At 63.0% G+C, this 23174-nt stretch carries 23 protein-coding genes; 11 read left to right on the forward strand and 12 right to left on the reverse strand.

Annotated features, from left to right (window positions below; genetic code table 11):
* Nucleotides 1-14: 14 nt before the first annotated feature.
* A complete protein-coding gene (locus tag ACX80B_RS12390) occupies nucleotides 15-752 on the forward strand; it encodes a GNAT family N-acetyltransferase (protein WP_459296529.1) in 738 nt (245 codons plus the stop codon).
* Here ACX80B_RS12390 and ACX80B_RS12395 read toward each other — a convergent pair.
* The 4 genes from ACX80B_RS12395 to ACX80B_RS12410 form a co-directional block, all read right to left on the reverse strand.
* On the reverse strand, nucleotides 749-961 hold the full coding sequence (locus ACX80B_RS12395) for a helix-turn-helix transcriptional regulator (protein WP_459296531.1): 213 nt from the start codon (nucleotides 959-961) through the stop codon (nucleotides 749-751). The two genes, ACX80B_RS12390 and ACX80B_RS12395, sit on opposite strands and share 4 nt — an antisense overlap.
* Nucleotides 961-1377 carry a hypothetical protein gene (locus ACX80B_RS12400; protein ID WP_459296533.1) on the reverse strand — a complete coding sequence of 139 codons (417 nt, stop codon included), beginning with the start codon at nucleotides 1375-1377 and terminating at the stop codon, nucleotides 961-963. Before ACX80B_RS12400 ends, ACX80B_RS12395 begins: the two co-directional genes overlap by 1 nt.
* A 218-nt stretch (nucleotides 1378-1595) precedes the next feature.
* Nucleotides 1596-2093 (reverse strand): hypothetical protein, encoded by a 498-nt coding sequence (locus ACX80B_RS12405; RefSeq protein ID WP_459296534.1) that lies wholly within the window; start codon nucleotides 2091-2093, stop codon nucleotides 1596-1598.
* Between the two features lie 38 nt (nucleotides 2094-2131).
* Nucleotides 2132-3454 (reverse strand): phosphotransferase family protein, encoded by a 1323-nt coding sequence (locus tag ACX80B_RS12410; RefSeq protein WP_459296536.1) that lies wholly within the window; start codon nucleotides 3452-3454, stop codon nucleotides 2132-2134.
* A 193-nt stretch (nucleotides 3455-3647) separates the two neighbouring features.
* Here ACX80B_RS12410 and ACX80B_RS12415 point away from each other — a divergent pair, with 193 nt between their 5' ends.
* Genes ACX80B_RS12415 through ACX80B_RS12430 form a run of 4 tightly spaced genes read left to right on the forward strand, consistent with a single transcriptional unit; the run spans nucleotide 3648 to nucleotide 8879 of the window.
* Entirely contained in the window at nucleotides 3648-5312 is a 1665-nt protein-coding gene (locus ACX80B_RS12415; RefSeq protein ID WP_459296538.1) for an ABC transporter substrate-binding protein, read from the forward strand.
* On the forward strand, nucleotides 5309-6274 hold the full coding sequence (locus tag ACX80B_RS12420) for an ABC transporter permease (protein WP_459296540.1): 966 nt from the start codon (nucleotides 5309-5311) through the stop codon (nucleotides 6272-6274). The genes ACX80B_RS12415 and ACX80B_RS12420 overlap by 4 nt, the downstream gene beginning before the upstream one ends.
* A gap of 5 nt (nucleotides 6275-6279) precedes the next feature.
* Nucleotides 6280-7125, forward strand: a complete 846-nt coding sequence (locus ACX80B_RS12425) for an ABC transporter permease (protein ID WP_459296747.1) — start codon at nucleotides 6280-6282, stop codon at nucleotides 7123-7125.
* Nucleotides 7125-8879, forward strand: coding sequence for a dipeptide ABC transporter ATP-binding protein (locus tag ACX80B_RS12430; RefSeq protein ID WP_459296542.1), 1755 nt, complete (start codon nucleotides 7125-7127; stop codon nucleotides 8877-8879). Before ACX80B_RS12425 ends, ACX80B_RS12430 begins: the two co-directional genes overlap by 1 nt.
* Nucleotides 8880-8923: 44 nt before the next feature.
* Here ACX80B_RS12430 and ACX80B_RS12435 read toward each other — a convergent pair whose 3' ends face one another.
* The gene (locus ACX80B_RS12435) at nucleotides 8924-9256 is read right to left on the reverse strand and encodes a hypothetical protein (protein ID WP_459296544.1); all 333 of its coding nucleotides are present in this window, start codon (nucleotides 9254-9256) and stop codon (nucleotides 8924-8926) included.
* Nucleotides 9257-9378: 122 nt separating this feature from the next.
* On the opposite strand from ACX80B_RS12435, the gene ACX80B_RS12440 reads away from it, so the two are divergent.
* The 3 genes from ACX80B_RS12440 to ACX80B_RS12450 all read left to right on the forward strand — a co-directional run bounded on the left by ACX80B_RS12440 (nucleotide 9379) and on the right by ACX80B_RS12450 (nucleotide 10908).
* Nucleotides 9379-10047, forward strand: coding sequence for an alpha/beta fold hydrolase (locus ACX80B_RS12440; RefSeq protein ID WP_459296546.1), 669 nt, complete (start codon nucleotides 9379-9381; stop codon nucleotides 10045-10047).
* A gap of 145 nt (nucleotides 10048-10192) precedes the next feature.
* A complete protein-coding gene (locus tag ACX80B_RS12445) occupies nucleotides 10193-10684 on the forward strand; it encodes a DUF2975 domain-containing protein (protein ID WP_459296548.1) in 492 nt (163 codons plus the stop codon).
* Nucleotides 10684-10908 carry a helix-turn-helix domain-containing protein gene (locus ACX80B_RS12450; RefSeq protein WP_459296550.1) on the forward strand — a complete coding sequence of 75 codons (225 nt, stop codon included), beginning with the start codon at nucleotides 10684-10686 and terminating at the stop codon, nucleotides 10906-10908. Before ACX80B_RS12445 ends, ACX80B_RS12450 begins: the two co-directional genes overlap by 1 nt.
* On the opposite strand, the gene ACX80B_RS12455 is transcribed toward ACX80B_RS12450, so the two are convergent.
* From ACX80B_RS12455 to galU, 5 genes are all read right to left on the reverse strand, one after another.
* A complete protein-coding gene (locus ACX80B_RS12455) occupies nucleotides 10847-11668 on the reverse strand; it encodes an SDR family oxidoreductase (protein WP_459296552.1) in 822 nt (273 codons plus the stop codon). The two genes, ACX80B_RS12450 and ACX80B_RS12455, sit on opposite strands and share 62 nt — an antisense overlap.
* A gap of 36 nt (nucleotides 11669-11704) precedes the next feature.
* The gene (locus ACX80B_RS12460) at nucleotides 11705-12364 is read right to left on the reverse strand and encodes a phosphatase PAP2 family protein (protein WP_459296554.1); all 660 of its coding nucleotides are present in this window, start codon (nucleotides 12362-12364) and stop codon (nucleotides 11705-11707) included.
* A gap of 54 nt (nucleotides 12365-12418) precedes the next feature.
* Nucleotides 12419-13606: a hypothetical protein gene (locus ACX80B_RS12465; RefSeq protein WP_459296556.1), complete on the reverse strand. Its 1188-nt coding sequence runs from the start codon at nucleotides 13604-13606 to the stop codon at nucleotides 12419-12421.
* A 94-nt stretch (nucleotides 13607-13700) separates the two neighbouring features.
* Nucleotides 13701-14327, reverse strand: coding sequence for a GNAT family N-acetyltransferase (locus ACX80B_RS12470; protein WP_459296558.1), 627 nt, complete (start codon nucleotides 14325-14327; stop codon nucleotides 13701-13703).
* Nucleotides 14328-14340: 13 nt separating this feature from the next.
* The gene (galU, locus tag ACX80B_RS12475) at nucleotides 14341-15282 is read right to left on the reverse strand and encodes a UTP--glucose-1-phosphate uridylyltransferase GalU (RefSeq protein ID WP_459296560.1); all 942 of its coding nucleotides are present in this window, start codon (nucleotides 15280-15282) and stop codon (nucleotides 14341-14343) included.
* A gap of 60 nt (nucleotides 15283-15342) precedes the next feature.
* On the opposite strand from galU, the gene ACX80B_RS12480 reads away from it, so the two are divergent.
* From ACX80B_RS12480 to cpaB, 3 genes are all read left to right on the forward strand, one after another.
* Complete coding sequence (locus ACX80B_RS12480; RefSeq protein ID WP_459296562.1) at nucleotides 15343-15963, forward strand: 5-formyltetrahydrofolate cyclo-ligase; 621 nt, start codon at nucleotides 15343-15345, stop codon at nucleotides 15961-15963.
* Between the two features lie 118 nt (nucleotides 15964-16081).
* Nucleotides 16082-16462: an FmdB family zinc ribbon protein gene (locus tag ACX80B_RS12485; RefSeq protein ID WP_459296564.1), complete on the forward strand. Its 381-nt coding sequence runs from the start codon at nucleotides 16082-16084 to the stop codon at nucleotides 16460-16462.
* Nucleotides 16463-16561: 99 nt separating this feature from the next.
* Entirely contained in the window at nucleotides 16562-17290 is a 729-nt protein-coding gene (gene cpaB / locus ACX80B_RS12490) for a Flp pilus assembly protein CpaB (protein ID WP_459296566.1), read from the forward strand.
* Nucleotides 17291-17336: 46 nt separating this feature from the next.
* Here the strand turns inward: cpaB and ACX80B_RS12495 are convergent, their stop codons facing one another.
* Together ACX80B_RS12495 and guaA are read right to left on the reverse strand one after the other, a co-directional pair.
* Nucleotides 17337-21395 (reverse strand): DUF4011 domain-containing protein, encoded by a 4059-nt coding sequence (locus ACX80B_RS12495; RefSeq protein ID WP_459296568.1) that lies wholly within the window; start codon nucleotides 21393-21395, stop codon nucleotides 17337-17339.
* A 130-nt stretch (nucleotides 21396-21525) separates the two neighbouring features.
* On the reverse strand, nucleotides 21526-23106 hold the full coding sequence (gene guaA, locus ACX80B_RS12500) for a glutamine-hydrolyzing GMP synthase (protein WP_459296570.1): 1581 nt from the start codon (nucleotides 23104-23106) through the stop codon (nucleotides 21526-21528).
* Nucleotides 23107-23174 lie beyond the last annotated feature (68 nt).

Below are 23174 nucleotides of genomic sequence, written 5' to 3' on the forward strand. Positions count from 1 at the left end.
CCCACGATCCTGGAGTGAACAAGTTGTCATCCTTTGCCCATTCAATACGTGATTTCTGGCGTGCGCCATTTGCGAATGGCGAGGTCGTATATGAAGACGAGTCGTTCGTCGTCGTCACCAATCCCGACCTCAGCGATGACCGCCGGCTCATGGTCTTAGACACCCTGGACGGCAAAGTGATGGCCGCTCTGACTCCTGAAGTGGCCAATCATCTCGGCCTTCATCAGCGGCAGGAATTGTCCGAGCCGAGCTTCCGGCAATCTTTGAAGAACGCGGGAGTCGTTCTGCACGATGCGGATTGTCTTTTTTATTTTTCTCAAGCTGCACGACCTGACCTGTTGCAAGAGAGTCCCGTGAATGCATTGCGTCAACTGACGGAGCAGGACCGGACAGCATTCGAGGAGTTTCAAGCAGCCGCGTCCGAACAGGATCTGGATGATGCCTATGTGGAGCTCGGCCATTGGGCAGTCTTCGGTTCCTTCGAAAACAATCGACTGGTCAGCGCTGCCAGCATGTATCCGTGGAGGGATTCTGAGATAGCGGATATCGGCATACTGACGCTGCCGCAATTCAGGAAAAAGGGCCATGCCCGCAGAGTCGTGCGTTCTATCAGCAGGCACGCCTATGAGCATGGATACGAACCTCAGTACCGCTGCCAGTTGGACAATCACGCCTCCCGGTCCGTGGCCGTGGCGGCGGACCTGACCTTGTTCGGCAAGTGGGAAGTCATTTCACCTGGTTTCACCGCTTAAGTCCCGGAAAGCTCCTGGCTGGGTGGTAGGAAAAGCTCCTCAATCTGAGCATCGAAAATACCGGCCAGGCGGAATGCCAGGTCCAGGCTTGGATCAAACCGCTCGCGTTCGATGGAAATGATGGTCTGGCGGCTCACGCCTAGCCGCGAGGCAAGCTGTTCCTGGGACAAGCCTGCCTCCCTGCGTCGCTCTTTCACCAAATTGCGCATCAGCTCTCCCGTTTGGCGAGAATCGCCCGCCGTATTCCCATGTCGGCCAAGGCCATAAAGACGACAGGAGCAAGCACAAACTGCAACGGCGCTTCGAAACGGGTGATTGAGAAGAAAAGCACGACCAATGACAGAAGAACGATGAGGTCAAAAAAGGCCGAAGATGCCGCGCGCCTGATCCATGATTGTTCAATGGAGTTCGCGTTCTCGGTCCGAACGATTTTTGGATCCTTGCCGGCGACGAGTACCACCCAGGCGACAAGTCCCGCCGCAAGGAAACCTAGAGTTCCGAACGCCAACCCTGCGAGCCAGGCAAAATCGTTGACCGGTTCGAAAAGGCCGGCGCTCACGCCAATGATGGCTCCACCAGCCAACGCGCTTGCACCTACAGGGACGTACTGTTTCCTCTTCGCCATGACACCTCTCCTTGGAAACCAAAATGTATGATGAACTTTACATTCGCCGAGAGTGCCATGTAAAGCGCATTTTACATTTTGACAAGGAACGCCCCGGCACTCAGACAGAAGGATTTGACAGCAAAATGCCGAATCTGAGCGGCGCATAAAGAAGGCGGACGGGCCGCTGGGGAAACGGCCCGCCCGCCCTTTTGGCGGCGACTTTGGGGGTTAGTCGCCTAGTCAGCGCTGGGAGCTGACTGTGCACTTTGGGCCGACACCGGTGACGGCGCCGAAGGCGGGGTCAACGGAGATACGGCTGAGACGGCGGTCGGAGCTGAGGCCGGCGTATTTGGCGTGTTCGGGGTGTTCGGGGTGTTGGGAGTGTTCGGAGTGTTGGGCGTGTTCGCCGTGTTGGGGGTGTTCGGCGTATTGGGCGTGTTCGCCGATTGCGCACTGACCGGGGAGGGAGCAGTGTTCGGTGTATTCGCCGTATTCGGTGTGTTGGCAGTGTTCCCGGAGGACGCCTTCACCATCCAGTCATCGGAATTGAAGTTCTCGGCCGATACAACCTTAGTGCTGTCGTCCGAGCCTCGTTCCGCTGCCTGAGTTCCCGTCTGGATGATCGCCGGTCCCAGGTTGGTCTGCATCTGGCCGTAGTCAGCCGCCGCTGCGGATGCGCCAAGTGCGACGACGCCGAGTGATCCGGTGACAATCCAGACGTTTCGCTTATTCATGATCTTTCCTTTCGAGTAACAGCGGGTTGCTGATATGTCTAGACTGCCGGTTCAATGTGAGAGGTCTTTGAGCCGGGGATGAGAGAGTTCTCAGAATCGACATAGCGGGCAATTCCGACGGCGGCATCGGCCAATTTTTCCGTTGCCTCCAGTCGTCCGAGTGCATCGTCATACCAGTCGTCGGTACCGCTGCGCTTCGCCCCGGCGATCAGGGACAAAGCGACGCCGGCAGCCCGGATCCGCAGTCCCGCGGGATCCACGGCGGTATCGAAGCCTGCCAGGAATCTCTGCATGGCAGACGGCACGCGAACATAGCGGGCATCCACGGCTGGCAGCACCGCCAGATGGCCGATGAAGCAGGCAAGGTCATCCACAAGCAACCCGGGCCCGACGGCGTCGACATCGAGTACTCCGGTGATCTTGCCGCCGTCGACCAGCAGGTTCGCCTCATAGAAATCCCCGTGGCTGGGCACCACGGGCCCCGGATCGGTCGAGGGCAGCAGGCCCATGATCCGCGCGGCGACATCCATAATCCGGCTGCGTTCGGCAGGCAGGGCCGCGGCCGCTGCCATCGCGTAGTCGCCCGCCCGGCTGGCCCACGATGGACGGGCGGGCAGCTCCATGGCTTCGGCGGGGATACGCCGGAGCAGGTCAATCAGCGTCTCCGGGGCCATGGCCATTGCGCCGTTGTCCAGCAGATCCTGCGCCAGCGGTGTGCCGGTGACCTTGCGGAGAGCCAAGACGTCGTGCTGTGGCGGTGCGTAAGGTTCCGGGGCCGGAATTCCAGCTTCGGTGAGCATCCTGTGCCGCCGGTACATCACGTCGGCACGCCCGGACCGGACGACCTTCAGGAAGGCTTCCTCGCCCTCGAACGTGGCGGCGATGACCGCCCGTCGCAGTGGACGATAGCTGATGGTGCGCAATTGGATATCTGCTCCGGGCTTTCCGAAAACCGCCTCGGCCACGGCGGCGGAATCGCAGGCCCAGGCCAGTCCGGGCAGCAGCGGGTCGAGCGGGTGGCGCCACAGGGTTAATTCAGGTTGCTCCCCGCTCTCGGTCCGATCAACTGTTGCCGGAGCGCTCAGCCGGACCACCGGCTTCGTCGTCGTCGCTGGGACCTTAGCCGTCGTCGCGCAGACAAAATCTGTTCCCGACTCCCCCGCCGCATTGATGTGCACTGTTTCGTAGATGGCGGTGACGCCGGCGTGCGGCCGGTGATGGGTCTGGACAAGTTTCCACTCAGTCAGCCGCAAGCCAGCTGTTTCCAGCGCGAGCTGCAGTGGCGTGTGCATCGCGGCGCTCTCGAGCAGGGCGATGTCTGCTTCTTCCCCCGGAAATGCCTTCAGGCGCGAGTTTTCCATAGCACCATTTGAACAGGGCAGCATGATGGCCGTATGAGCGACACATGAGAGCTTTCTCATCTGAATAAGTCATACAACTTGGACCAGCGGTCGAACACTTCTAGAGTTTGGAGGTAAGGAAGAGCCGTTCGGCCCGCAGCAGCCCCGATGACCGTGGCCCGCTGTTCCCCCAGTATTTTCAGGATGATGAGCTATGTCCACTCCACCCAGGCCTGCCCGCGCGCGGTTTTCGACGGCGGTGGGCGCCATTTCCGTGGCTGCACTGCTGCTGACCGGCTGCAGCACGGCAGAGCCCGAATCGAACCAGACCAGCCAGACACCGGTCTCCGGCGGCAATCTCGTGTACGCAACGGGCGACGCCGAACCTACCTGCCTCGATCCTCATGTCGGCGGAAACTACCCGCAGGCGCTTGTCTCCACGCAGTACCTCGAACCGCTGGTATCGCTGAACGACGACGGCGAGATCATCCCCTGGCTCGCCACCGGCTGGGAAGAAGCCGAAAACGGGCTGAGCTGGACAATCACTGTGCGCGACGACGTGAAGTTCACCGACGGCACGCCGTTGAACGCGGAGGCCGTCCGCGCCAACATTGAACATCTGAAGGATCCGGAGACGGCGTCCTCCACCGGATTCCTGGCCCTGGAGAAGGTCACCGGCACCGAAATCGTCGACGAGCACACCATCCGGCTCAACCTGAGTGAACCGGACAGTGCGTTGATGGAGTCGCTCTCGCAGCCATGGCTCGCGATCCAGTCCCCCACCGCCCTCGAACGGTCAAAGGCAGAGAACTGTGAATCGCCGGTTGGCACCGGTCCATTCATCGTGGACGAGTGGGTCAAACAGAACTCGATCACCCTGGTTCGCAATGAGGATTACAACTCCCCGCCGGCCGACGCCGGCCACAAGAGTCCTGCCTACCTGGAATCAATCACCTGGCGGTTCATTCCTGACTCCGCGTCGCGCTACGCCGCGTTGCAGGCGGGTGAGGTCGACGTCATCGACAATGCCCAGCCCGATACCATTTCCGCCGCCGGAAAGATCGATTCCATTGAGCACCTCGACGCTCCGCGTCCCGGTGCTTCGAACCGGATCGAGCTCAATTCCAGCAAGCCACCGTTCAACGATCCGCTGGTCCGTGAGGCGTTCATCCACTCCGCCAACGTGGACGCCGGCATTTCCAGCCTGTTCTTCGATACGGCCGAACGTTCTTACTCCCCGCTGTCCAGCGTCGAAGAGCTCGGCTACGAGGATCCGGAGCTGTTCACCTACGATCCGGAGGAAGCCAACCGGCTCCTGGACAAGGCCGGCTGGGACCAGCGCGACGCCCAGGGCTACCGGGTCAAGGACGGCAAGCGCCTGAGCCTTGAATTCCCGGTCAGCACCAATCAGTCGATTCCCGCCGAGGTGTCCCTGTTCGAGCAGATCCAGGCCACGGCCAAGGACGTCGGCTTCGAGATCAACCTCAACCTGCTGGATTTGTCCAGCTGGTACGGCGCACTGGCGCAGAACAACTATGACCTGGTCAGCGCTCCGTACACCAAGGTCGGACCGGACGTGCTGCGGATTCTCTACCACTCGGATGGAATTGAACCAGCTCCCAGCGGGTACTTCGCCAACCTGGCGCAGGTCGACAGTGCCAAACTCGACAAGCTGCTGACCGAGGCCAGCAGGGAAACGGAGCCGGAACGGCGCGCCGCCCTGTATGAGGAAGCGCAGAAGCTGATCCTGGAGGGCTACTACATCCTGCCGCTCTACGACCAGCAGAACCATTTCCTCTACCGCTCCAGCGTCGAGGGCCTCCGTGCACTGCCAACCGTGTCCACCCCGACGTTCTATGATGTGTGGCTCAATCGGTGACGCGTCCGGCCGGCATTGGCGGGCGGCTGTTAGAAGCTGCCCGCTGGCTGCTTGCCAAAACGCTGGGCGCCGTATTTGTGCTGTGGGCCGTCATTACGCTGATCTTCTTCGGTATCAGGATGATTCCGGGAGACCCCGCTGAGGCGATTCTTGGCGGACCGGGATCACAGGCTTCGGCCGAGGCACTGGCGCAGGTCCGGGCGGAGTACGGACTCGACCAGCCGTTGGTAGTGCAGTATTTTGCCCAGCTGGGCCGCCTGGTCCAGGGCGACCTCGGGAACTCCTACTCGCTCCGGATGCCGGTCTCTTCCCTGCTTGGCGAACAGCTGCCCGCAACGCTGACCCTGGCCTTGCTCTCACTGGTGCTGGCATGGATTATCGCCCTCGGCCTTGCCACTTGGTCCACGCTGTCCGGCCGCAGCGCGTCCCTGGTGTCTTCAGGTCTGGAGATTGTCGGCGCCGCCGTGCCGCACTTCTGGCTCGCCAGTGTGTTGATCCTGCTCTTCAGCATCAACCTGGGCTGGCTTCCGCCGGTGAACACAGGTTCCGCCGAAGGGCTCATCCTTCCGGTGGTGACGCTGGCGCTGCCACTGGCTGGTTTCCTCGGACAGGTGATGCGCGAGTCCATGCTCACGGCGACTACCTCGCCGTTCGCGCTCTCGGCCCGGGCCCGGAGCGAGACCGAAGGCGGGGTGCTCTTCCGGCATTCACTGCGCCATGCCGCCATCCCCGGTATCGCCCTCTCCGGCTGGGCCTTCGGCTCGCTGATCAGTGGCGCCGTCGTCGTTGAAACCATCTTCGCCCGCCCCGGACTTGGCCGGACGCTGCTCAATGCGGTCACCCTGCGCGACATCCCGCTGGTGACCGGCGTTGCCCTCGTTTCGGCCCTGGCGTACGTGCTGGTGATGACCCTCAGCGACCTTGCCGAACGGATTGCAGACCCCAGGGTGCGTGCGTCGTGACCATCATGGCCAATTTTCGACGCCGGGTCCCCGGCCCCGCTGCCCACACACGCCTGAAGGTGACGGTCCCGGAGATGCTGGCCGGCGCCGTCGTACTTTTCCTGCTGGCTGCCGTGGCGTTTCCCGCCTTGCTGGCTCCGTACAATCCGCTCGCGATCAATCCTCCGGACGCGTTCCAGGGACCATCACTGGAGCACTGGTTCGGCACTGACGAATCCGGCCGCGACATCTACTCCAGGGTGATCTTCGGGGCCCGGCCCTCGCTGCTGATTGGGGCGGCGGCGACGGCGATCGGCGTCGGACTGGCCCTGGCGTTGGGCTCGCTGGCGGGACTCGGCGGGCGCGTACTGGACTTCGGTGTCGGGCGGCTGCTGGAAGTCCTGTTTGCCCTGCCCGGTCTGCTGCTCGCGCTGGTCTTCATCGCCATCGCCGGACCCGGCGTCGTCACCTCCACGGTCGCGGTCGGCCTCTCGACGGCGCCCGGTTACGCGCGGATTATCCGCGGCCAAATCATCCAGGTCCGCGGCTCCGGCATGGTCGAAGCCGCCGTCGTCCTCGGCCGGACCCGCTGGCAGGTAGTTCGCCGCCATTTGCTACCCAATGCATTGTCGCCGGTGTTCGTGATCGCCACTCTGGGACTGGGGCAGGCAGTGGTGTGGGCCGCTTCGCTGAGCTTTTTGGGACTGGGTGAGCCGCCGCCTGCCGCTGAGTGGGGCGCGATGCTCGCCGCCGGGCGGACGTATCTGACCACCGCGTGGTGGATGACGTTCTTCCCGGGCCTGTTCATCGTTTTCACCGCCGCCGCCAGCACCGTTCTCGGCCGCGGGCTGCAGCGCAGGACGGTGCGCTAATGGGCGGTTTTTGGCGGAACAACGACGACGACGGGCAGCCGGGGGTCAATCCGCGCACCGGCGATGATGTCCTCTTGCAGGTCGAAGACCTGACGGTGGGATTCGGTGCCGGTCCGGTGGTCAGCGACGTCTCCTTCTCCATCGCCGCCGGGGAATGCCTGGCCCTGGTCGGCGAATCCGGCTCCGGCAAGAGCGTCACCGCGCGGGCCCTGATGGGCTTGGCGGGCGGCTCTGCTCACGTCAGCGCCGGCGCCATGGCACTGGGTGACCGGAACCTGAAGGACCTGAACCCGCGTCAGTGGCGCACCGTCCGCGGCAAGGATATCGGCTTCGTCCTGCAGGATGCGCTGGTCTCCCTCGACCCGTTGCGCACCGTCGGCCGCGAAATTGACGACGCTTTACGGTTGCGGACCAACTTGAGCCGGAACGACCGACAGGCACGCGTCCTCGAACTGCTGCACGACGTCGGCATGGACGATCCTGCGCTCCGCGCTGGCCAGCGTTCCGGCGAACTTTCCGGTGGATTGCGGCAACGCGCGTTGATCGCCTCGGCGATTGCGCTCAACCCGCCCCTGCTCATCGCCGACGAGCCCACAACAGCGTTGGACGCCACCATCCAGGCGCAGGTTCTCGAGCTGCTGGAATCGCTCCGGGACGCCGGTACCGGTCTCCTGCTGATCAGTCACGATCTCGCCGTCGTCAGCCGGGTTGCCCAGCATGTGGCGGTCATGAACGGCGGGCGCATCGTCGAGCAGGGACCAACAGCCTCCGTACTCGGCGACCCGCAGGATGAGTACACCAAACGGCTGTTGAAGGCAGTCCCGTCCGGACATCCCCGGGGTTCGCGCCTCTCCGCAGAAAGACTCCACGTCCACGAGCAGGCCGGCGCTGCCAGGGCTGATCCGGGGCTGGAACCAACCGGGCCCACGGGCACAGGCGTGTCCGCCGCTGAGGTGGCCCGTCCCGACAGGATTGCTGCCGGCGAAGCGGTCTTGGAAGCCACGAACCTGTCGAAAAGGTTCTCCACCAGCAACGGCCCGTTTACCGCCGTCGACGACGTCTCCTTCACCCTCTCCGCCGGCCGTACCCTGGGCCTGGTCGGCGAATCAGGTTCCGGCAAGACAACGGTGGCGCGTCTGGCACTCGGCCTTGCAGCCCCCGATGGCGGCGATGTGCGGCTTTTCGGCGAGCCGTGGAGCGGTATCAGCGAGAAGGAACGACGACGGCGGCGGCCCCTGATTGGTGCGGTCTACCAGGATCCGCTCAGCTCCTTCGATCCGCGTAGGACCGTGGAACAAATCCTCACCGATGCCGTCAGCGGCGGACGCACCGTACGCGCCGGCGCCCGCCGGTCCGAAACGGCCCGGCTGCTGGATATGGTTGGCCTGCCTGTCACGATAGCCGCCCGCGGACCCCTGAACCTCTCAGGAGGTCAACGCCAGCGGGTGGCGATCGCCCGTGCCCTCGCACCCGAACCGCGGATTGTTGTGTGTGACGAACCGGCGTCGTCGCTGGACGTCTCGATCCAGGCGCAGGTGCTGGACCTTCTCGACGAACTGCAGCGCGAATTCGGCCTCAGCTACCTGTTCATCTCCCACGACCTAGGCGTCGTCAGGCACATGAGCGACCATGTCGCCGTGATGCAGCGCGGCCGGATCGTCGAGCAGGCCGATTCGGAGCAGATCTTCACCGCCCCCGAGCACCCATACACCCAGCGCCTGCTGGAGGCATCCCCACGCCTCGAAACTTCCTGAGCACTGAGCCAGCACCCCGTAATCCATTTACATTACATAACTGTTTACACGGGCCCGCCGAAGAAGACTTGGATTTCGATAGCTTTTCCATCCTGGATCGTGATGATCTCAGTGTTGCGGTGTCGCGCACCGGTCGTCAATTCATACTCGTAGGCGATGAACACCGTACTTGCATTCAACTCCACGACGTGAAGGAGATGCTGTGATCTCAGCCGGTGCGCGGTCGGGAAACATCGCTCGAAGTAGGCGTCTCTGTCGATATGGTCGTCTTGCGGACTTGTGAAGACCAATATGTCGGCCACGAGGCCTTCGGCCCTGGCACGGTCTTGGTCGAGGTAGGCCTCGAACAAGGCTTTCACAGTGTCTGCGTTGGACATAGAGTCCTTTCCGTTCAGTCCGGATCCTTGCGCACATCGGCCGATGACTTTTCGCTTCTGCCTCCGTCTACCCTTGCATAAGCGGTGCCACCCACACTTCCATTGTCCAAGGAGCGGAAATCATGGCGACTTTTGTGCTGATACATGGAGGCGGTTCCACCGCTTGGGACTGGAATCTCGTCTCCCCACTACTCAAGAGCTCGGGACACGATGTGGTCGCGGTCGACCTGCCGATTGAGGACAACAATGCAGGGCTGGAGGACTATGTCCGCACCGTGGCCGAGGCCGTGGGAAACGCCCCGGACGTGATCGTGGTCGGTCACTCGCTGGGAGGGTTCACGGCGCCGTTGGTCTGCGGAGAGCTTCAGGCGGACGGCCTCGTCTATCTCACCGCGATGATCCCACAGCCGGGTGAGGCCTTCGGCGACTGGTGGACGAACACCGGCCATGACAGCGAGGCCATCGATGACGATGAGGACGTGACGTTTTTCAATGGCGTTCCTGACCATCTCGCCCGCGAAGCACGTGAGCGCGGGCGGGATCAGCAGGGCGAATGGATGTCGCGCGCGTGGCCGGCGGATCGGTACCCATGCGTCCCCACGAGGGCGGTTTTGTGCCGGGAGGATCGCTTCTTTCCCGCAGCGTTCATGAGGCACCAGATCCGCACCCGCCTGGGAATCGAACCAGTGGAAATTCCTGGTGGACACTACGCCGCGCTGAGCAATCCGGAGGCGGTAGCGGCCACATTGAATGATTTCGCACAAGAGATCGAGCCAATTCGGGGCAACTGAGAAGCACCATCCGTTAGTCACCGCACAGATTCCACATCTCTCCGGGGCGAACCGGTTACCAGACTATCCATCGGGACATAATGCGATTGCTTGACCTATCGATTATCGATATCTTTTAACTGTTATTCAATCGAAGGAGTCCCTGATGGGAAAACTGACCATCCTCGCGCTGCGCATCGTGCTCGCGCTGGTGCTTGCCGGCTCGCTCTTTGTACAGACATGGATTGTGCCGCTGCTGGCTATCGATCTGGAGGAGGCCGGCGCGCCCACCGGTTTGAGCGTGGCACTCGTCATTCTCGTGCTGCTGGGCATCGTGACCGTCCAGATCACTTTGGTATGTGTCTGGCGGCTGCTGACCATGGTTCGCCGGGGAACGGTGTTTTCACACGGCGCCTTCCGCTACGTGGACATCATCTTCGGTGCCGTAGCGGCCGCTTCAGCAATCATGTTCGGTCTTGCCGTTGCACTCGCACCCGGCGGGACCGCCCCTGGCATTGTCCTGCTGATCTGCGGGGCCTCCCTGTTGATTGCGGGGATGGCGCTGATTGTCCTCGTGCTTCGGACCCTGCTCTCCAAAGCAGTTGACCGCGATGCCGAGGCGAACCATTTGCGGACCGAACTCGACGAGGTGATCTAATGCCGATCATCATTGACATCGACGTAATGCTGGCCAAGCGCAAGATGCCGGTTGGCGTGCTGGCCGAACGCGTTGGGATTACACCCGCCAACTTGGCAGTGCTCAAGAACGGCCGTGCCAAGGCAATTCGGTTCACCACGCTGGAGGCGCTGTGTGAAACGCTCAACTGTCAGCCGGGCGATTTGCTTCGTTGGGAGCCTGCCGAAGTTCCAGCCACTCCTTGAACGTCACCGTCCCAAACGAGTTGCCCGGTGTCAGCATCCGCCCTTCCCGGAAGAACCGGCCGACCCGCCCGGGCACCGGAACGGTAATGATCCGTCCCTTCCCGCCAGCATGGTTCCTGCAGACCTCGGCGACCTCCCGCGCCGGGATGACTTCAGGTCCTCCGACGGTCACCATGCCGCCATCGGGCAGCCCGGCAGCTGTCGCCGAGTCCAGCAGCGCCCGCGCGACGTCGGTCGTGGCAATTGGCTGGAAGGAGACCCCGCGGAGGGAGATGAACAAGCGCGCCTTCGAAGCGGCGCAGGCCATCCCCGCCACGAGATTGTGGAACTGCGCCGCGCGCACGATGACTGTGTGTGCTGCGGAATTGCTGTAGGCCCTCTCCTGGGCCGCCTTAGCGCGGTAATACGCCAGCGGCCCCTGATCAACGTTGACGATCGAGAGCAGCACCACGCGTTTAATGCCTGCCTCTGCGGCAGTGGCTGTCAGTTTCGCCGCGCCAGTGGGCAGTAATTTACGCGCTTTGCCGGTCCTGCCGTCGAGCGTGTCGATAACGACGTCGACGCCATCCAACGCCTGGCTCAGCCCTTCTCCGGAGACGACGTCCGCGCGGACATACTCAACTCCGTTGCGGAAGGCTGGTTGATCCGGTGTTGGAATGCGCCTGCTCAGCACCCGCACCTGGTAGCCGCGCTTCAATGCTTCAGTAACGACGTCCCGACCGGCCAAACCGGTACCACCGGCCACCAATATGCGTTCCATGATCGAAGTCTATCGGCCAAGGTTTCGCCTACTTGGTCAAACGGAGGGTTCCACCGCATGCCTGCTGCTATCAGCCGGAGCGCACTTTGTCTGGAACCACACCCACAGCAGGGCGACGATGCCCGCGGCAAGCAACAGCCCGGCCACCGTGTCGAACAGCCAATGCACCTGCAAGTACGTCCGGCTGAACATCACCAGTACAATCAGGCACGCGCCGAGCACCCAGATCCACACCCGGGCAAAGATGAAACCCGCCGCAACGACGGCGGCAACAGTCGCCGTGGTGTGGCCGGAAGGGAAGGCTGGAGTGTGCGTACTGGCCAATTGCCCCTCCGGCCGGGCACGGTCGACGATGAACTTCATCAATCTGCTCATGAACAACACGCTGATGGTGGCGGAGGCCGCGAACAAGGCACACTGCAGGTGGTTTTTCAGCAACAGCACGAAAACCGCACCCTGAAAGATGAAGATTCCGTCGTAGCCGACCCAATCCAGCAACTGTGACAGCTGAAGCAAAAACTGGTTCCGATGCTCCTGGATAAAGCCATACCAAGCAGCATCAACTGGCTGGAATACCGCAGGTCCGCTGCCAAGCGCTGCCATCAGGGCGAGCACCCCGAACGCGGCGAGAAAGGAACCACCCGTGATGGCCAGCGCCCTATTGCTGTATCGGCGCGGGTCAGGGTGTATCTGCATCAGGCTATGCTATCCGGCCCTTATGTGGCCGGTGGGAACTTTCTAACGCGGCGGCTAGGCCCGACGGCGCTGCAGGACGTCGTCCAGGTTATTCAGCCCGGTGCCCGGCTTGGCGCCCTCCGTTTTGGATGTCGTGCTCTGCTTCGATGACGCGTTCTCACCATCAGTCGTCTTGTCCTGGCTGACCTTGACCTCAACCTTGGGGGCCACGGCTCCGGATTTGATGGACGGCTTGCCCTCCGGCTTCGGCTCTGCCGGCAGGTCCAGCGGCTCCGGGACCGGGCGTTCTGCCTTGGCGGACTCAACGTACTTGGGTTTGGGAAGCTCAACCGGCTGCCACGTCGGCTTCGGTTCTTCAGCTGGCTTGGGCCCTTCAGCCGGTGTTTCACCGGACTCTGCGGCGACTTCTAAAGCCGCCTTACGGAGGTCTTCGGCCGTGAGCGCGGCCTGACCGGTCTTGGCTTCGCTCGTGCTGCTATTGGCGACGGCTTTACCCTCTCCGGCCTCACCGTTGACGCTCTCGGCGTCAAAAAGTTTAGTATCGCGCTTCGGTGCGGCGGCCTTCGTGGCGGCCTGCTGCTGGGCCGGACCGGCCGCGCCCGGTTTGGCCGCAGGCACGGCATGTGCGGCGGTCGTTCCGGGGTTCATCGCCGCACGGAACGCGTTATCCACCCGGCGGGCAGATCGCTTGCTCCGGTCGCGTATGGCCAAGGTCCTCAGGGCAGCGACACTGGTAACGGCAACCAGGAAGGACACGATCGGCAGATAAGCAGGTGCGATACCGGCCAGGCTCAGGGCGCCGGCGATAACCGCAGTCAACAGTGCCGCCAGTCCTGCAACGGCCAGTGCCGTACGGCCGTAGCGGATCTTGAAGGCAGGAGCCGGGGCCTTGCCAGCAACCTGGCTTCCCGGGCGTTCCACCGGGAGGCGTGCGCCCGTGGCGCCCGCAGGCTTCGCACTGGCGCTGCTCCCGGCGTCGTTGCGGCTGGCGCTTTGCGCCTTTGGGCTGGCCGCTGCCGGCTTGGCGGAAGGTGTGGGATTTGAAGTATTTTCCATGATGTTCCCCTGAGAACTGGAGTCCTCCGTTAGAGAGGGTGACGTGACCGCGGGCATTGCCTGGGCGAGGGCCAAATCCTGCATCGTTGGACTCTCCTGGCGCCGCAGAAAATACGGGACGACCCACACCAGCCAGAGCCCCACAATGACCACAAGGATCGCTGAGCTGTTAAGTGAGATGTCCACGTACAAAACCGTAGAAGCTGAAACATTCCGTTGGCGGTATTAGTGCCGGTGTGTCGGAATACTGAGGCTGGATTGTTGGAATCTTGTTAGATTCCTACTGCACGGCACCCGGAGTGAGCCAGCGGTTGAGCAGGCCTTCCGGGGGTACTTCCTCAGATGTCAGTGCGAAGCTGCGGTGGTCTGCCCAGCTGCCGTTGATATGCAGATAATTCACCCGCATCCCTTCGTCACGGAACCCGAGTTTTTCAACCACCCGGAGACTGGCTTTGTTTTCGGGACGGATATTCACTTCCATCCGATGCAGCCCCAGGACGTTGAAACAGTGGTCAGTGGCCAGGGCGACGGCGGTTGGCGCCACTCCCCTGCCGGCACGGTCCCGGTCCACCCAGTACCCCAGCGTCGCCGTCATGGCCGATCCCCACACGATCGTGGAGACGGTGAGCTGGCCAATCAACATGGGCTTGCTGTGTTCCGGCCGCCGTTCTGTGATGATGAACGGTAGCGCCACTCCTGAACGGGCTTGCTGATGCAGATAACGAACCAGCTCGGTGAATGTGGGTAGATAGCCACCGGGCGCCGGGTTGGACGCCTCCCAGGGCGTCAACCATGCGGCATTTCGGCGGCGCACGTCGTCCCATTGCCGCTGGTCTCGGTAGCGGATGGGCCGCAGACTCAGGTCTCCGCTGGTCAGCGTAACCGGCCAGCGGCTTGTCCCGCGCATGCCGAAGGCTTTTCTAGGCCCCCGAGTCGGTAAATTCCTTGAGCCAGGCCCGCAGGTCCGGTCCCAGGTCTTCACGCTCGGAAGCCAGTTTCACCACTGCTTTAAGGTAGCTGAGTTTGTCGCCGGTGTCATAACGGTTGCCACGGAAGACAACGCCGTAGACTCCGGCACCCTCGCCCTCGGAAGTCGCAAGGGTCTGCAACGCGTCCGTCAGCTGAATTTCCCCACCACGGCCCGGCCCTGTCTTTTCAAGCACATCAAAAACCGACTGGTGCAGGACATAGCGGCCGATAATGGCCAGGTTAGAGGGTGCATCGGCCGGTGCAGGCTTCTCCACGAGCTCGTTGATCCGGACGTAGTCCTCGCCGTCAATGACTGAGATGTCGGCGCAACCGTAGGAGCTGACCTCCGAGGGATCGACCTCGATCAGTGCGACGACGGACCCGCCCGTTTTGGCCTGGACTTCGATCATGCGGCTGAGCAGTTCGTCGCGTTCGTCGATGAGGTCGTCACCCAGCAGGACCGCGAACGGTTCGTCGCCCACATAGAGCTTTCCACGCAGTACAGCGTGGCCCAGTCCCTTGGCATCGCCCTGGCGCAGATAGTGGATGTCCGCCAGTTCGGACGCTTCCCGGACGGCAGCCAGACGTTCGGTGTCGCCCTTCTGCTCCAGGGTCTGCTCCAGCAGCGGCACGCGGTCGAAGTGGTCCTCAAGCGGGCGCTTATTCCGCCCGGTAATCATCAGAACGTTTTCGAGCCCGGCCCGTACAGCCTCTTCGACGACATACTGGATGGCGGGTTTATCCACCACGGGCAACATTTCCTTCGGCATTGCCTTGGTGGCGGGAAGGAAGCGTGTTCCCAGCCCTGCGGCGGGAATCACGGCCTTGCGGACGTTGTGCTGGCCCGGCGCATGGATTGGTGAAGCATCTGCGGCTGACGATTCTGTGCTCATTTGTCTAGGCTAACCCAAGGAGAATCGAACGCACTAAGCCGCTTCATGGATGGGGAAAAGATGACGGATACCAAAAGTACCAAGCAGGACTCCCGGCGGCGGCTTCGCGAACGGCGCCGGTCAATGTCCGCGGACGACAGGCAAGCGGCCGCGGTTTCGCTGGCGGAACAGGTTCTCGACTGGCTCGATCAAAAGTACGACGGCGGCCACGTCACCGTTGCAGCGTATCTGGGTGTCGGCGTCGAGCTCTCCACTGATGTTCTGCTCGACCGGCTCGAAGCTGCCGGACATTCCGTGTTGTTGCCTGTCTGCGAACCGCAGTACCAACTCGCCTGGATCCGATGGACCCCGGGAACCGAGCTGGTGCGGAGCAGTCTTGCGCCGGTGCTGGAGCCTGTGGGCGAACGGAAAACGGTACAGATCATGGAGGATGTCGACGTCGTCCTCCTGCCCGCGCTGGCGGCCGACACTGCAGGAAATCGGCTGGGTCAAGGCGGAGGTTACTACGACAGGTTCCTTGCCTCCTTGTCGCAGGTCCAGCGGAAGCCGCTCACTGCCGCCGTCGTTTATGATCACGAGCTCCTGGGGTCCGGTGCATTCGACCATACGTCGCTGGATATCCCGGTTGATGGTGTCTTTACCCCGGTCCGGTGGCACGAAAGCACCACGAAAACAGTGTAGAATTAGCACTCGGAAACCGAGAGTGCCAATGCGGGACTTCTGTCCCCACTCGAAGTTCCCGCCACTGTTGTTGGTGTGCGGTGCTTGAAGACTGCCGCCCAGACGTGAAGGAAGTACCGTGCCTACCTATGCCTACGCCTGCAAGGACTGCGATCACGCGTTCGACATCCATCAGTCCTTTAGCGAGGATTCGCTGACCTCCTGCCCTGAATGCGACGGCTCGCTGCGCAAAAAGTTCAACAGCGTCGGTGTCGTCTTCAAGGGCTCGGGCTTCTACCGCAACGATTCACGCGATGCGAAAACGTCGACGTCGGCGGCAAAGAAGGATTCCGGTTCCGCCAATGGCAACTCGTCCACGGACGCCGGAAGCAACGGCTCCAAGCCGGCTGATTCCAGTTCCGGATCAAGCACCTCCGGCAGTGGAGACTCCAGCTCCTCCAACTCTTCGTCGACGCCGGTTGGTGCCGGAGCAGGTTCCGCCAAGTCCGCCTCGAACTAAGCGCCCACTAGTCCTCCACAGGATCGCGCCGGCCGCGGAGTGTCCACATTCCCCGCCCGTGCCGTTCACCCTTGAAGGCGGGGTGCCTAGCGTGGAGGCATGTTCCGACGTACAAGTACATCCCGGCGCCCACGGCGGACCTCGACAGGCCAGCCGTCAGGGGCCGTTCCCCGCTGGATCATCCGTAACCGGCGCCTGCTCGCCGCGCTGCTGTTTTGTTGTGCCGCGGGTCTCGCTGTCCACCAACTGACGCCAGCCGATGCTGCCCGGGTCAAAGTTGTGGTCGCCGGAAGTGATCTGGCCGCCGGGCAGGTGCTGCGGCCCTCGGCCCTGACCCTTGCCGATGTTCCGCCTGGAATAGCGCCCGGCTCCGCCTACAGTTCAGTCGAGCAACTCATAGGGAAACAGCTGGGAGCGCCGGTCCGCAGCGGCGAAATCCTGACCGATGCGGCCTTGCTGGGGCCCGGTCTGCTGATCGGTGCACCGCCGGGAACAGTGGCGGTTCCGCTGCGCGTCACGGACCCGGGCACCGTCAAGCTGGTCCGGCCGGGAGAGCGCGTCAATGTTGTCGTCAGCACCGGCAATGGATACGAACGGGCCATAGAGAGTGAAGTAGCCGCCGAGGATGTTGTGGTTCTCTGGACATCGGCCGCAGGCAGTGCTGCCCAAAGCAGCAGTACCGGCGGCGGTGGAGGTTGGCTGGGCACCAGCGAAGCTGAAGGGCTGGTCGTCATTGCTGCGGCACCCGGTCAGGCGAAATCACTGGCGGGAGCGTCCGCCCGCGGCAAAGTGTCTCTCGTCATGGTCGGGCCTACTGGCACCGGGTAGTTGCGTGCCGGGCGTCCGCTGATGCAGCTTTCGATCCCCGGTCCCGTTACCCCCAGTGCGGCGGTTTCTGCTCCCGGAGCCATTGGTCGTGGTCGGACCCTTCACTTCCGCCCCAGGACCCGTCCTGGTCTTCTGCTGCCTTGTTCGGAAGCACCCGGCCACTATCACGGTAGTTCCCGGTCGTGGCCTCCGTGCCTTCGCCGGCATCCTGCTGCGTTCCGTTCGAAGCAGCGACAGCGTCACTTCCTTCTTCGGCGCCGTCAGTCAGCGGCCATTCCACTTCGTTTTCCATGTCGCTCCCATCCTCCAGCCCGGAAGTAGCTTCGTCCCACCAATCGCTGCCTGCGTTGTCGCTGGGAGCGTCCAAACCGAGGTGGGCGCCGATCAGGTCCGTACAAGCCACAGGATCGGTAAAGACCTCGATCGTCCACAACGGCATATACCGCCAGCCGAGGCGCTCAAGCATCTGCGGACGGAGCCGGCTGCGTTCGCGTACGCTCATCTGTCCGTACTTTTCCGTACCGTCCGATTCAATTGCGACCGGCCTGGGCAAGTCGGTGTCCCGGCCAGGTGAGACGGGCAGTTGCAGCGGATCGGCGGCAGCAACAATATCGATCTCGCCGTCGTAATGGTGCCAAACGTTGGCACCGCGGTTACGGAGCCGGTCCACCAGATCGGCGACCAGCGGATCATCGGCCAGATCCCGCGCCTGGCCGCCTTCAGCTGCAGTGGCCGTATTCGACGACACCGTTGCCGACCCGCCCAGTTCGCGGTTGATCAGCTCGTAGAAGTCGAGCGCACCGTGGCTGAGCCGGGAAGGGTCCAGATCCTGCGGCTTGAAGCACGTCAGGATATGCAGGTTGGAACGGGCACGGGTCATCGCAGTGATGAACCTTCCACTGCCGGAGGGCCCCGACAGCGGTCCGAAACTGTGCAGTGCCCGACCATGCGGTGTACGGCCGAAGCCGAGCGAGAAAATGACGCTGTCGCGCACCAGTCCCGAGGCACGCTCGAGGGGAACAACCCGGAACGATTCTGCGCCGGGATTGAAGAAATCCGCCAGGGCCGGGTAATTGGGCATCTGCATCCGGATCGCCTCGGCAACGCGTCCGGCGTGCCGCTTGCTCGCCGTAATGACAGCAAGCGACTGCCGCGGCTGCCGCCGGGCGTGTTCAAAGACCAGGTCGACTACCCGGTTCACTTCAGCAACGACGCTTTCGACGGCATCCTGGCCGGCGCTTGGCATTCCCGTGCCATCGGGCAGGTACTCAACGACCAGGGAACGTCTGGCACCGGCAGCGGCATGACCGTCCGGAAGGCGTGACAGCATTCCATCGTAGAAGGACTGGCTCAGATGCTGCACCAGATCCTCGTCGACACTCCGGTACGTCACCGTCAGCGTCCGTTGCGGCAGGACGCGCCCCAGCGCACTGGCGGCACTGGTCAGCGGTTTGTTTTCGTCGTCGCCGTCCGCAGCAGCCGATTCTACTCTCACCGAGAACCGCCTGGGTGCTCCCAGCCGGTCGTCGCCGAAGGCGATCACCTGTTCAGCGCGGCCGATCGCGGGCAGCGCTGATTGCAGCGAAGTGGATTCAGCGTCGAGGATGATGACGGTGTCGAACTGCTGTGAGTCTTCCAGCAGCGACGGCAGCACCAGCGGGCTGGCAGTCCAGATGGGAAGAAGCGACTGCACCAGCTGCCGGGATTCATGTCCCAGGCCGGCCACTGTCGGATCTCCACCCTTGATCAACTCCCGCAGCGAATGTGCTTCTCCCGCATGGTGGGCCACACCATTGCGCCAGCGCCGGGAAAGCTCCCAGCGAAGCCGGGAAGCACCTGAGGCGATGTGGGCCTTATCGGCCAGCCGGTACTCCGCCTCCAGGCGGCGCAGGCTTTCACCGTCGGACATGGCCAGATAGTCATCACCGCTGATCATGGCCTCGAGTGCGGACTGCCACCAGGCCAGTTCCAATTCGGACCCGACCTGCTCGGGCCCGACTTCCCGCTCTGCCAAATCGTCGAGCAGTTCCGCCAAACCATGCTCGCGCATGTTCTCCAGCAGCAACGTCCGTTCCGGCAGGGACACAAGCGTCTGCTTGTCCGCAGCCAGCATCCTCAGGCGCTCCAGCAGCGTGGCGTACGGGAGGGATCTCAGGTCACCACCGGCGTCGGTATCGACCAAGGTCGCGCCGAGGGCGTTGAGTTTCTTATGCACTCCGCGGTAGTACTCGTTGATCTCTGCCAGTCCGGAGGGGATTGAGGGATGCCGTTGGCTGGTGGCGTACTCGTTCCAGGCACTGTGCTGGCGCTGGACGTCGAGCAGCGACCCATGCAGGTCCGAGATATGAACACCGGGACGGATGTATTCCTTGGCGACGCGGCGCAGCCGGGAGCGCGTCATCGACGTCATGTCGACATTGTGTTCGCGGCGCCACGCAGAGGGAGCCGTCGCTGAAATCAGGTCCGTGACCGGGCGGTCGAAAATATCGGGGGTGAACTTGTCCAGGCTGGCGCGGATCGAGACCAACAGATCCAGCTGCCGGCCCCACTCCTCGAACGATGCGCCCAGCGAGATCTGCGAGAAGTCGGCCATGGTGACCATCTTGCTGTGCAGCTGAGGAAGATCGCCGGCCAGCTCAACGGCGAGCTCGTAGGCTTCCTCGGTTTCCTGCCGGTTCACCAGCCGCGCCCCGTACCACGGGCTCTGCCAACGAGCCTTGCTGAAGCTGTCGAGCTCGGCCGCGCGCCGCAGTCGGTTCGTCAGCTCCGCGCGGTCGGTGATGCTGTCGAGGACACTGCGCTTGAGCCGTACGGTGGTGGCCGGAGCGGGCTGGATCGAAGTGAGTTTCGCCAGCGACTGCATAGCCTGGTACGGGGAACAGCCCCAGCGCTGGCGAACATTGTGCAGCGAACTCACGTGATCCTGCAGCGCGTGGCGGTGCTCCATAAGGGTCTGGTGCAGGTTCCGCAGCTGAGGTTCGGCGGACCTCTCATTGCGTACGATGGCCCGGACCAGTTGTTCCTTGAGGCGGTCGCCGTCGACGCCGGTGTTCAGCTGCAGGACCAACGAGCCAAGCTGCATCTCGTCGAGCCGGTTGATGAAATCGTTGATCGTATTGCGTCGTTCGGCGACGACGAGGACTCTTTTCCCTTCGGCGGCGAGGGCCGCGACGGCGTTGACAGCCGTCTGCGTCTGTCCGGTGCCAGGAGGGGCGTCGACAGCAAGGGAGGTGCCTGCATTGATGAGATCGAGCACCTCCTGCTGGGACGAATCGGCATCCAGCAGCAGCAGCTCGTCGGCCGGGTTCCGCTCGTCAATGGGAGTAAAGCGTTCAGGCGGTGTCGACACCGGGGCGGCGCTGCCTTTGCGGGCCTCCTCAACCAAAGCGCTGATCACACGACTGTCCGGTGAGATGGCGCCGTCGTACATGTGCTCTTCAAGGTCAGCGAACGTGGAGACGAGCAGGTGGTGTTCGACAACCATGCCACCAATACCGCCAGTCAATGTCCGCAGCCGGTCGAGGACGGGGTAAGGATCGAAGCGGGCAGTGCTGTAGGCCATCCGTTCAATGGCCGGGACGTCGAGTTCTATTTCGTACTCGCGGGCCAGGAAACGGACCAGCGCCGGATTGAGCCGCGCCTGTTCGGTGACCTGCAGTTCGTAGTCGTCCTGGCCGGGCCGCCCGGTCAGCGACACGGCTGTGAGCAGGACCGGTGCGGTGAGCTGTTCGGCTACCCCCGCCGCCGGTGAACGCCACGATGCGGTGCCGGCAGCGAGATAACCAGCGTCGAGCCCGCGGTCGGAACCAAGCTCGAAAATCTTGGCGCGAAGGGTGCGTGCCGCCGCCAGAGCGATGGAGTACTGGTCCTGGTCCCGGATCAGGGTCGACAAACGCGTCCGGCGTCCAGCCAGCAACTGGGCCAGACCGGACGGGTGGGCATGCGTCAGGTCAATGGTGCCGCCCGGGGCAGGGCGGAAGCGCAGCATGGTTTGCGCCCCCGCAAAGGGGCCCAGCTGCTCGAGCCATGCGTACAACGCATCGGTCTCGGTATCCAACTCATGGCTTTCCTGCGTTGGCACAGGTGCCCTCTCTTCTGCACTCATGCGCGACGTTTTCGACCAAAGTGGCATGCTCTTGAGGCTATCTGCTGCCTCCCCGGAATTGGGTCAACGCAACACGTATACGGCCGAAAAAGGAGCATATTGGCTCCGGAAAGGCCGGGGACGGTTGCTGCTACTCCCATTCGATGGTGCCCGGTGGTTTGCTGGTGACGTCGAGCGTGACCCGGTTGACGCCATCGACCTCGTTGGTAATGCGGTTCGAGATCCTGGCCAGCAGGTCGTACGGCAGACGCGACCAGTCGGCGGTCATGGCGTCCTCACTGGAGACCGGACGCAGCACAATCGGGTGACCGTAGGTGCGGCCATCGCCCTGGACGCCGACGCTGCGGACGTCGGCCAACAATACGACCGGCATCTGCCACACGGCGTCGTCAAGTCCTGCCGCGGTCAATTCCGCACGCGCAATGGCGTCGGCCTTGCGGAGTAGATTCAGCCGCTCCTCCGTGACCTCGCCGATGATGCGGATCCCGAGGCCTGGTCCGGGGAAGGGCTGGCGTCCGACAATTTCGTGCGGCAGCCCGAGCTCGGCGCCAACAGCACGGACTTCGTCCTTGAACAGTGCCCGCAGCGGCTCAACCAGCTCGAACTGCAGGTCCTCGGGCAGTCCGCCGACATTGTGGTGGCTCTTGATATTGGCCGCGCCTTCGCCCCCGCCGGATTCGACGACGTCGGGATACAGGGTGCCCTGGACGAGGAACTTGATCGGCTGGCCTTCGGCACCGGCTTCGGCTACCAGGGCGCGTTCGGCATTCTCGAAGGCCCGGATGAACTCGCGGCCGATGATCTTACGCTTCTGCTCCGGATCGGAAACGCCGGCGAGCGCGTCGAGGAACCTGTCGGTTTCGTGTGCCACGTAGAGGTTGACGCCGGTGGCCGCGACGAAATCCCGCTCTACCTGTTCCGCTTCGCCTTCACGCAGCAGACCGTGATCGACGAAGACGCAGGTGAGCTGATCCCCCACCGCCTTCTGCACCAGTGCTGCGGCCACGGCGGAGTCGACACCGCCGGACAGTCCGCAGATTACGCGGGCGTCGCCGACCTGGTTACGGATCACCTCGACCTGCTCGTCGATGACGTTGGTGGTGTCCCAGTTCGGTTCCAGCTTGGCGCCGTTGAAGAGGAAGTTTTCGAGGACTTTCTGACCGAAATCGGTGTGGTTGACCTCTGGATGCCACTGCACGCCGAACAGGGCACGGGCCTCGTTGGCGAACGCGGCGACCGGTGCGCTGCCGGTGCTGGCGAGGACCTCGAATCCGTCCGGTGCCTGCTCGACACTGTCACCGTGGCTCATCCACACTTTTTGCTGGCTCGGCGTCCCGGCCAGGATGGAGCGACTCTCGCCGACGCCGCTGATGTCGGTCGAGCCGTATTCACGCAGACCGGTTTTGGCAACGGTTCCGCCGAGGGCGTTCGCCATCGCCTGGAAGCCGTAGCAGATGCCCAGCATGGGCACACCGGCGTCGAGCAGGTCCTCATGGATTCCCGGGGCATCGTCAGCATAAACGCTGGACGGACCACCGGAAAGGATGATGGCCACCGGGTTCTTGGCGAGCAGCTGCTCCGTCGAGTACGTATGCGGAACGATCTCGGAATAAACGTTGGCCTCGCGCACCCGGCGGGCGATCAGCTGGGCGTACTGGGCGCCGTAGTCAACAACGAGGACAGGCCGGTGGGCAGGAGCGAGTTCAGTCACCCTACAAGGGTAATCGTCCGGCCCATCCACCGCACATTTGACGACGGCGGAAAAGTCACCTCGGGCAG

It is taken from the genome of Arthrobacter monumenti (genome assembly GCF_054511255.1).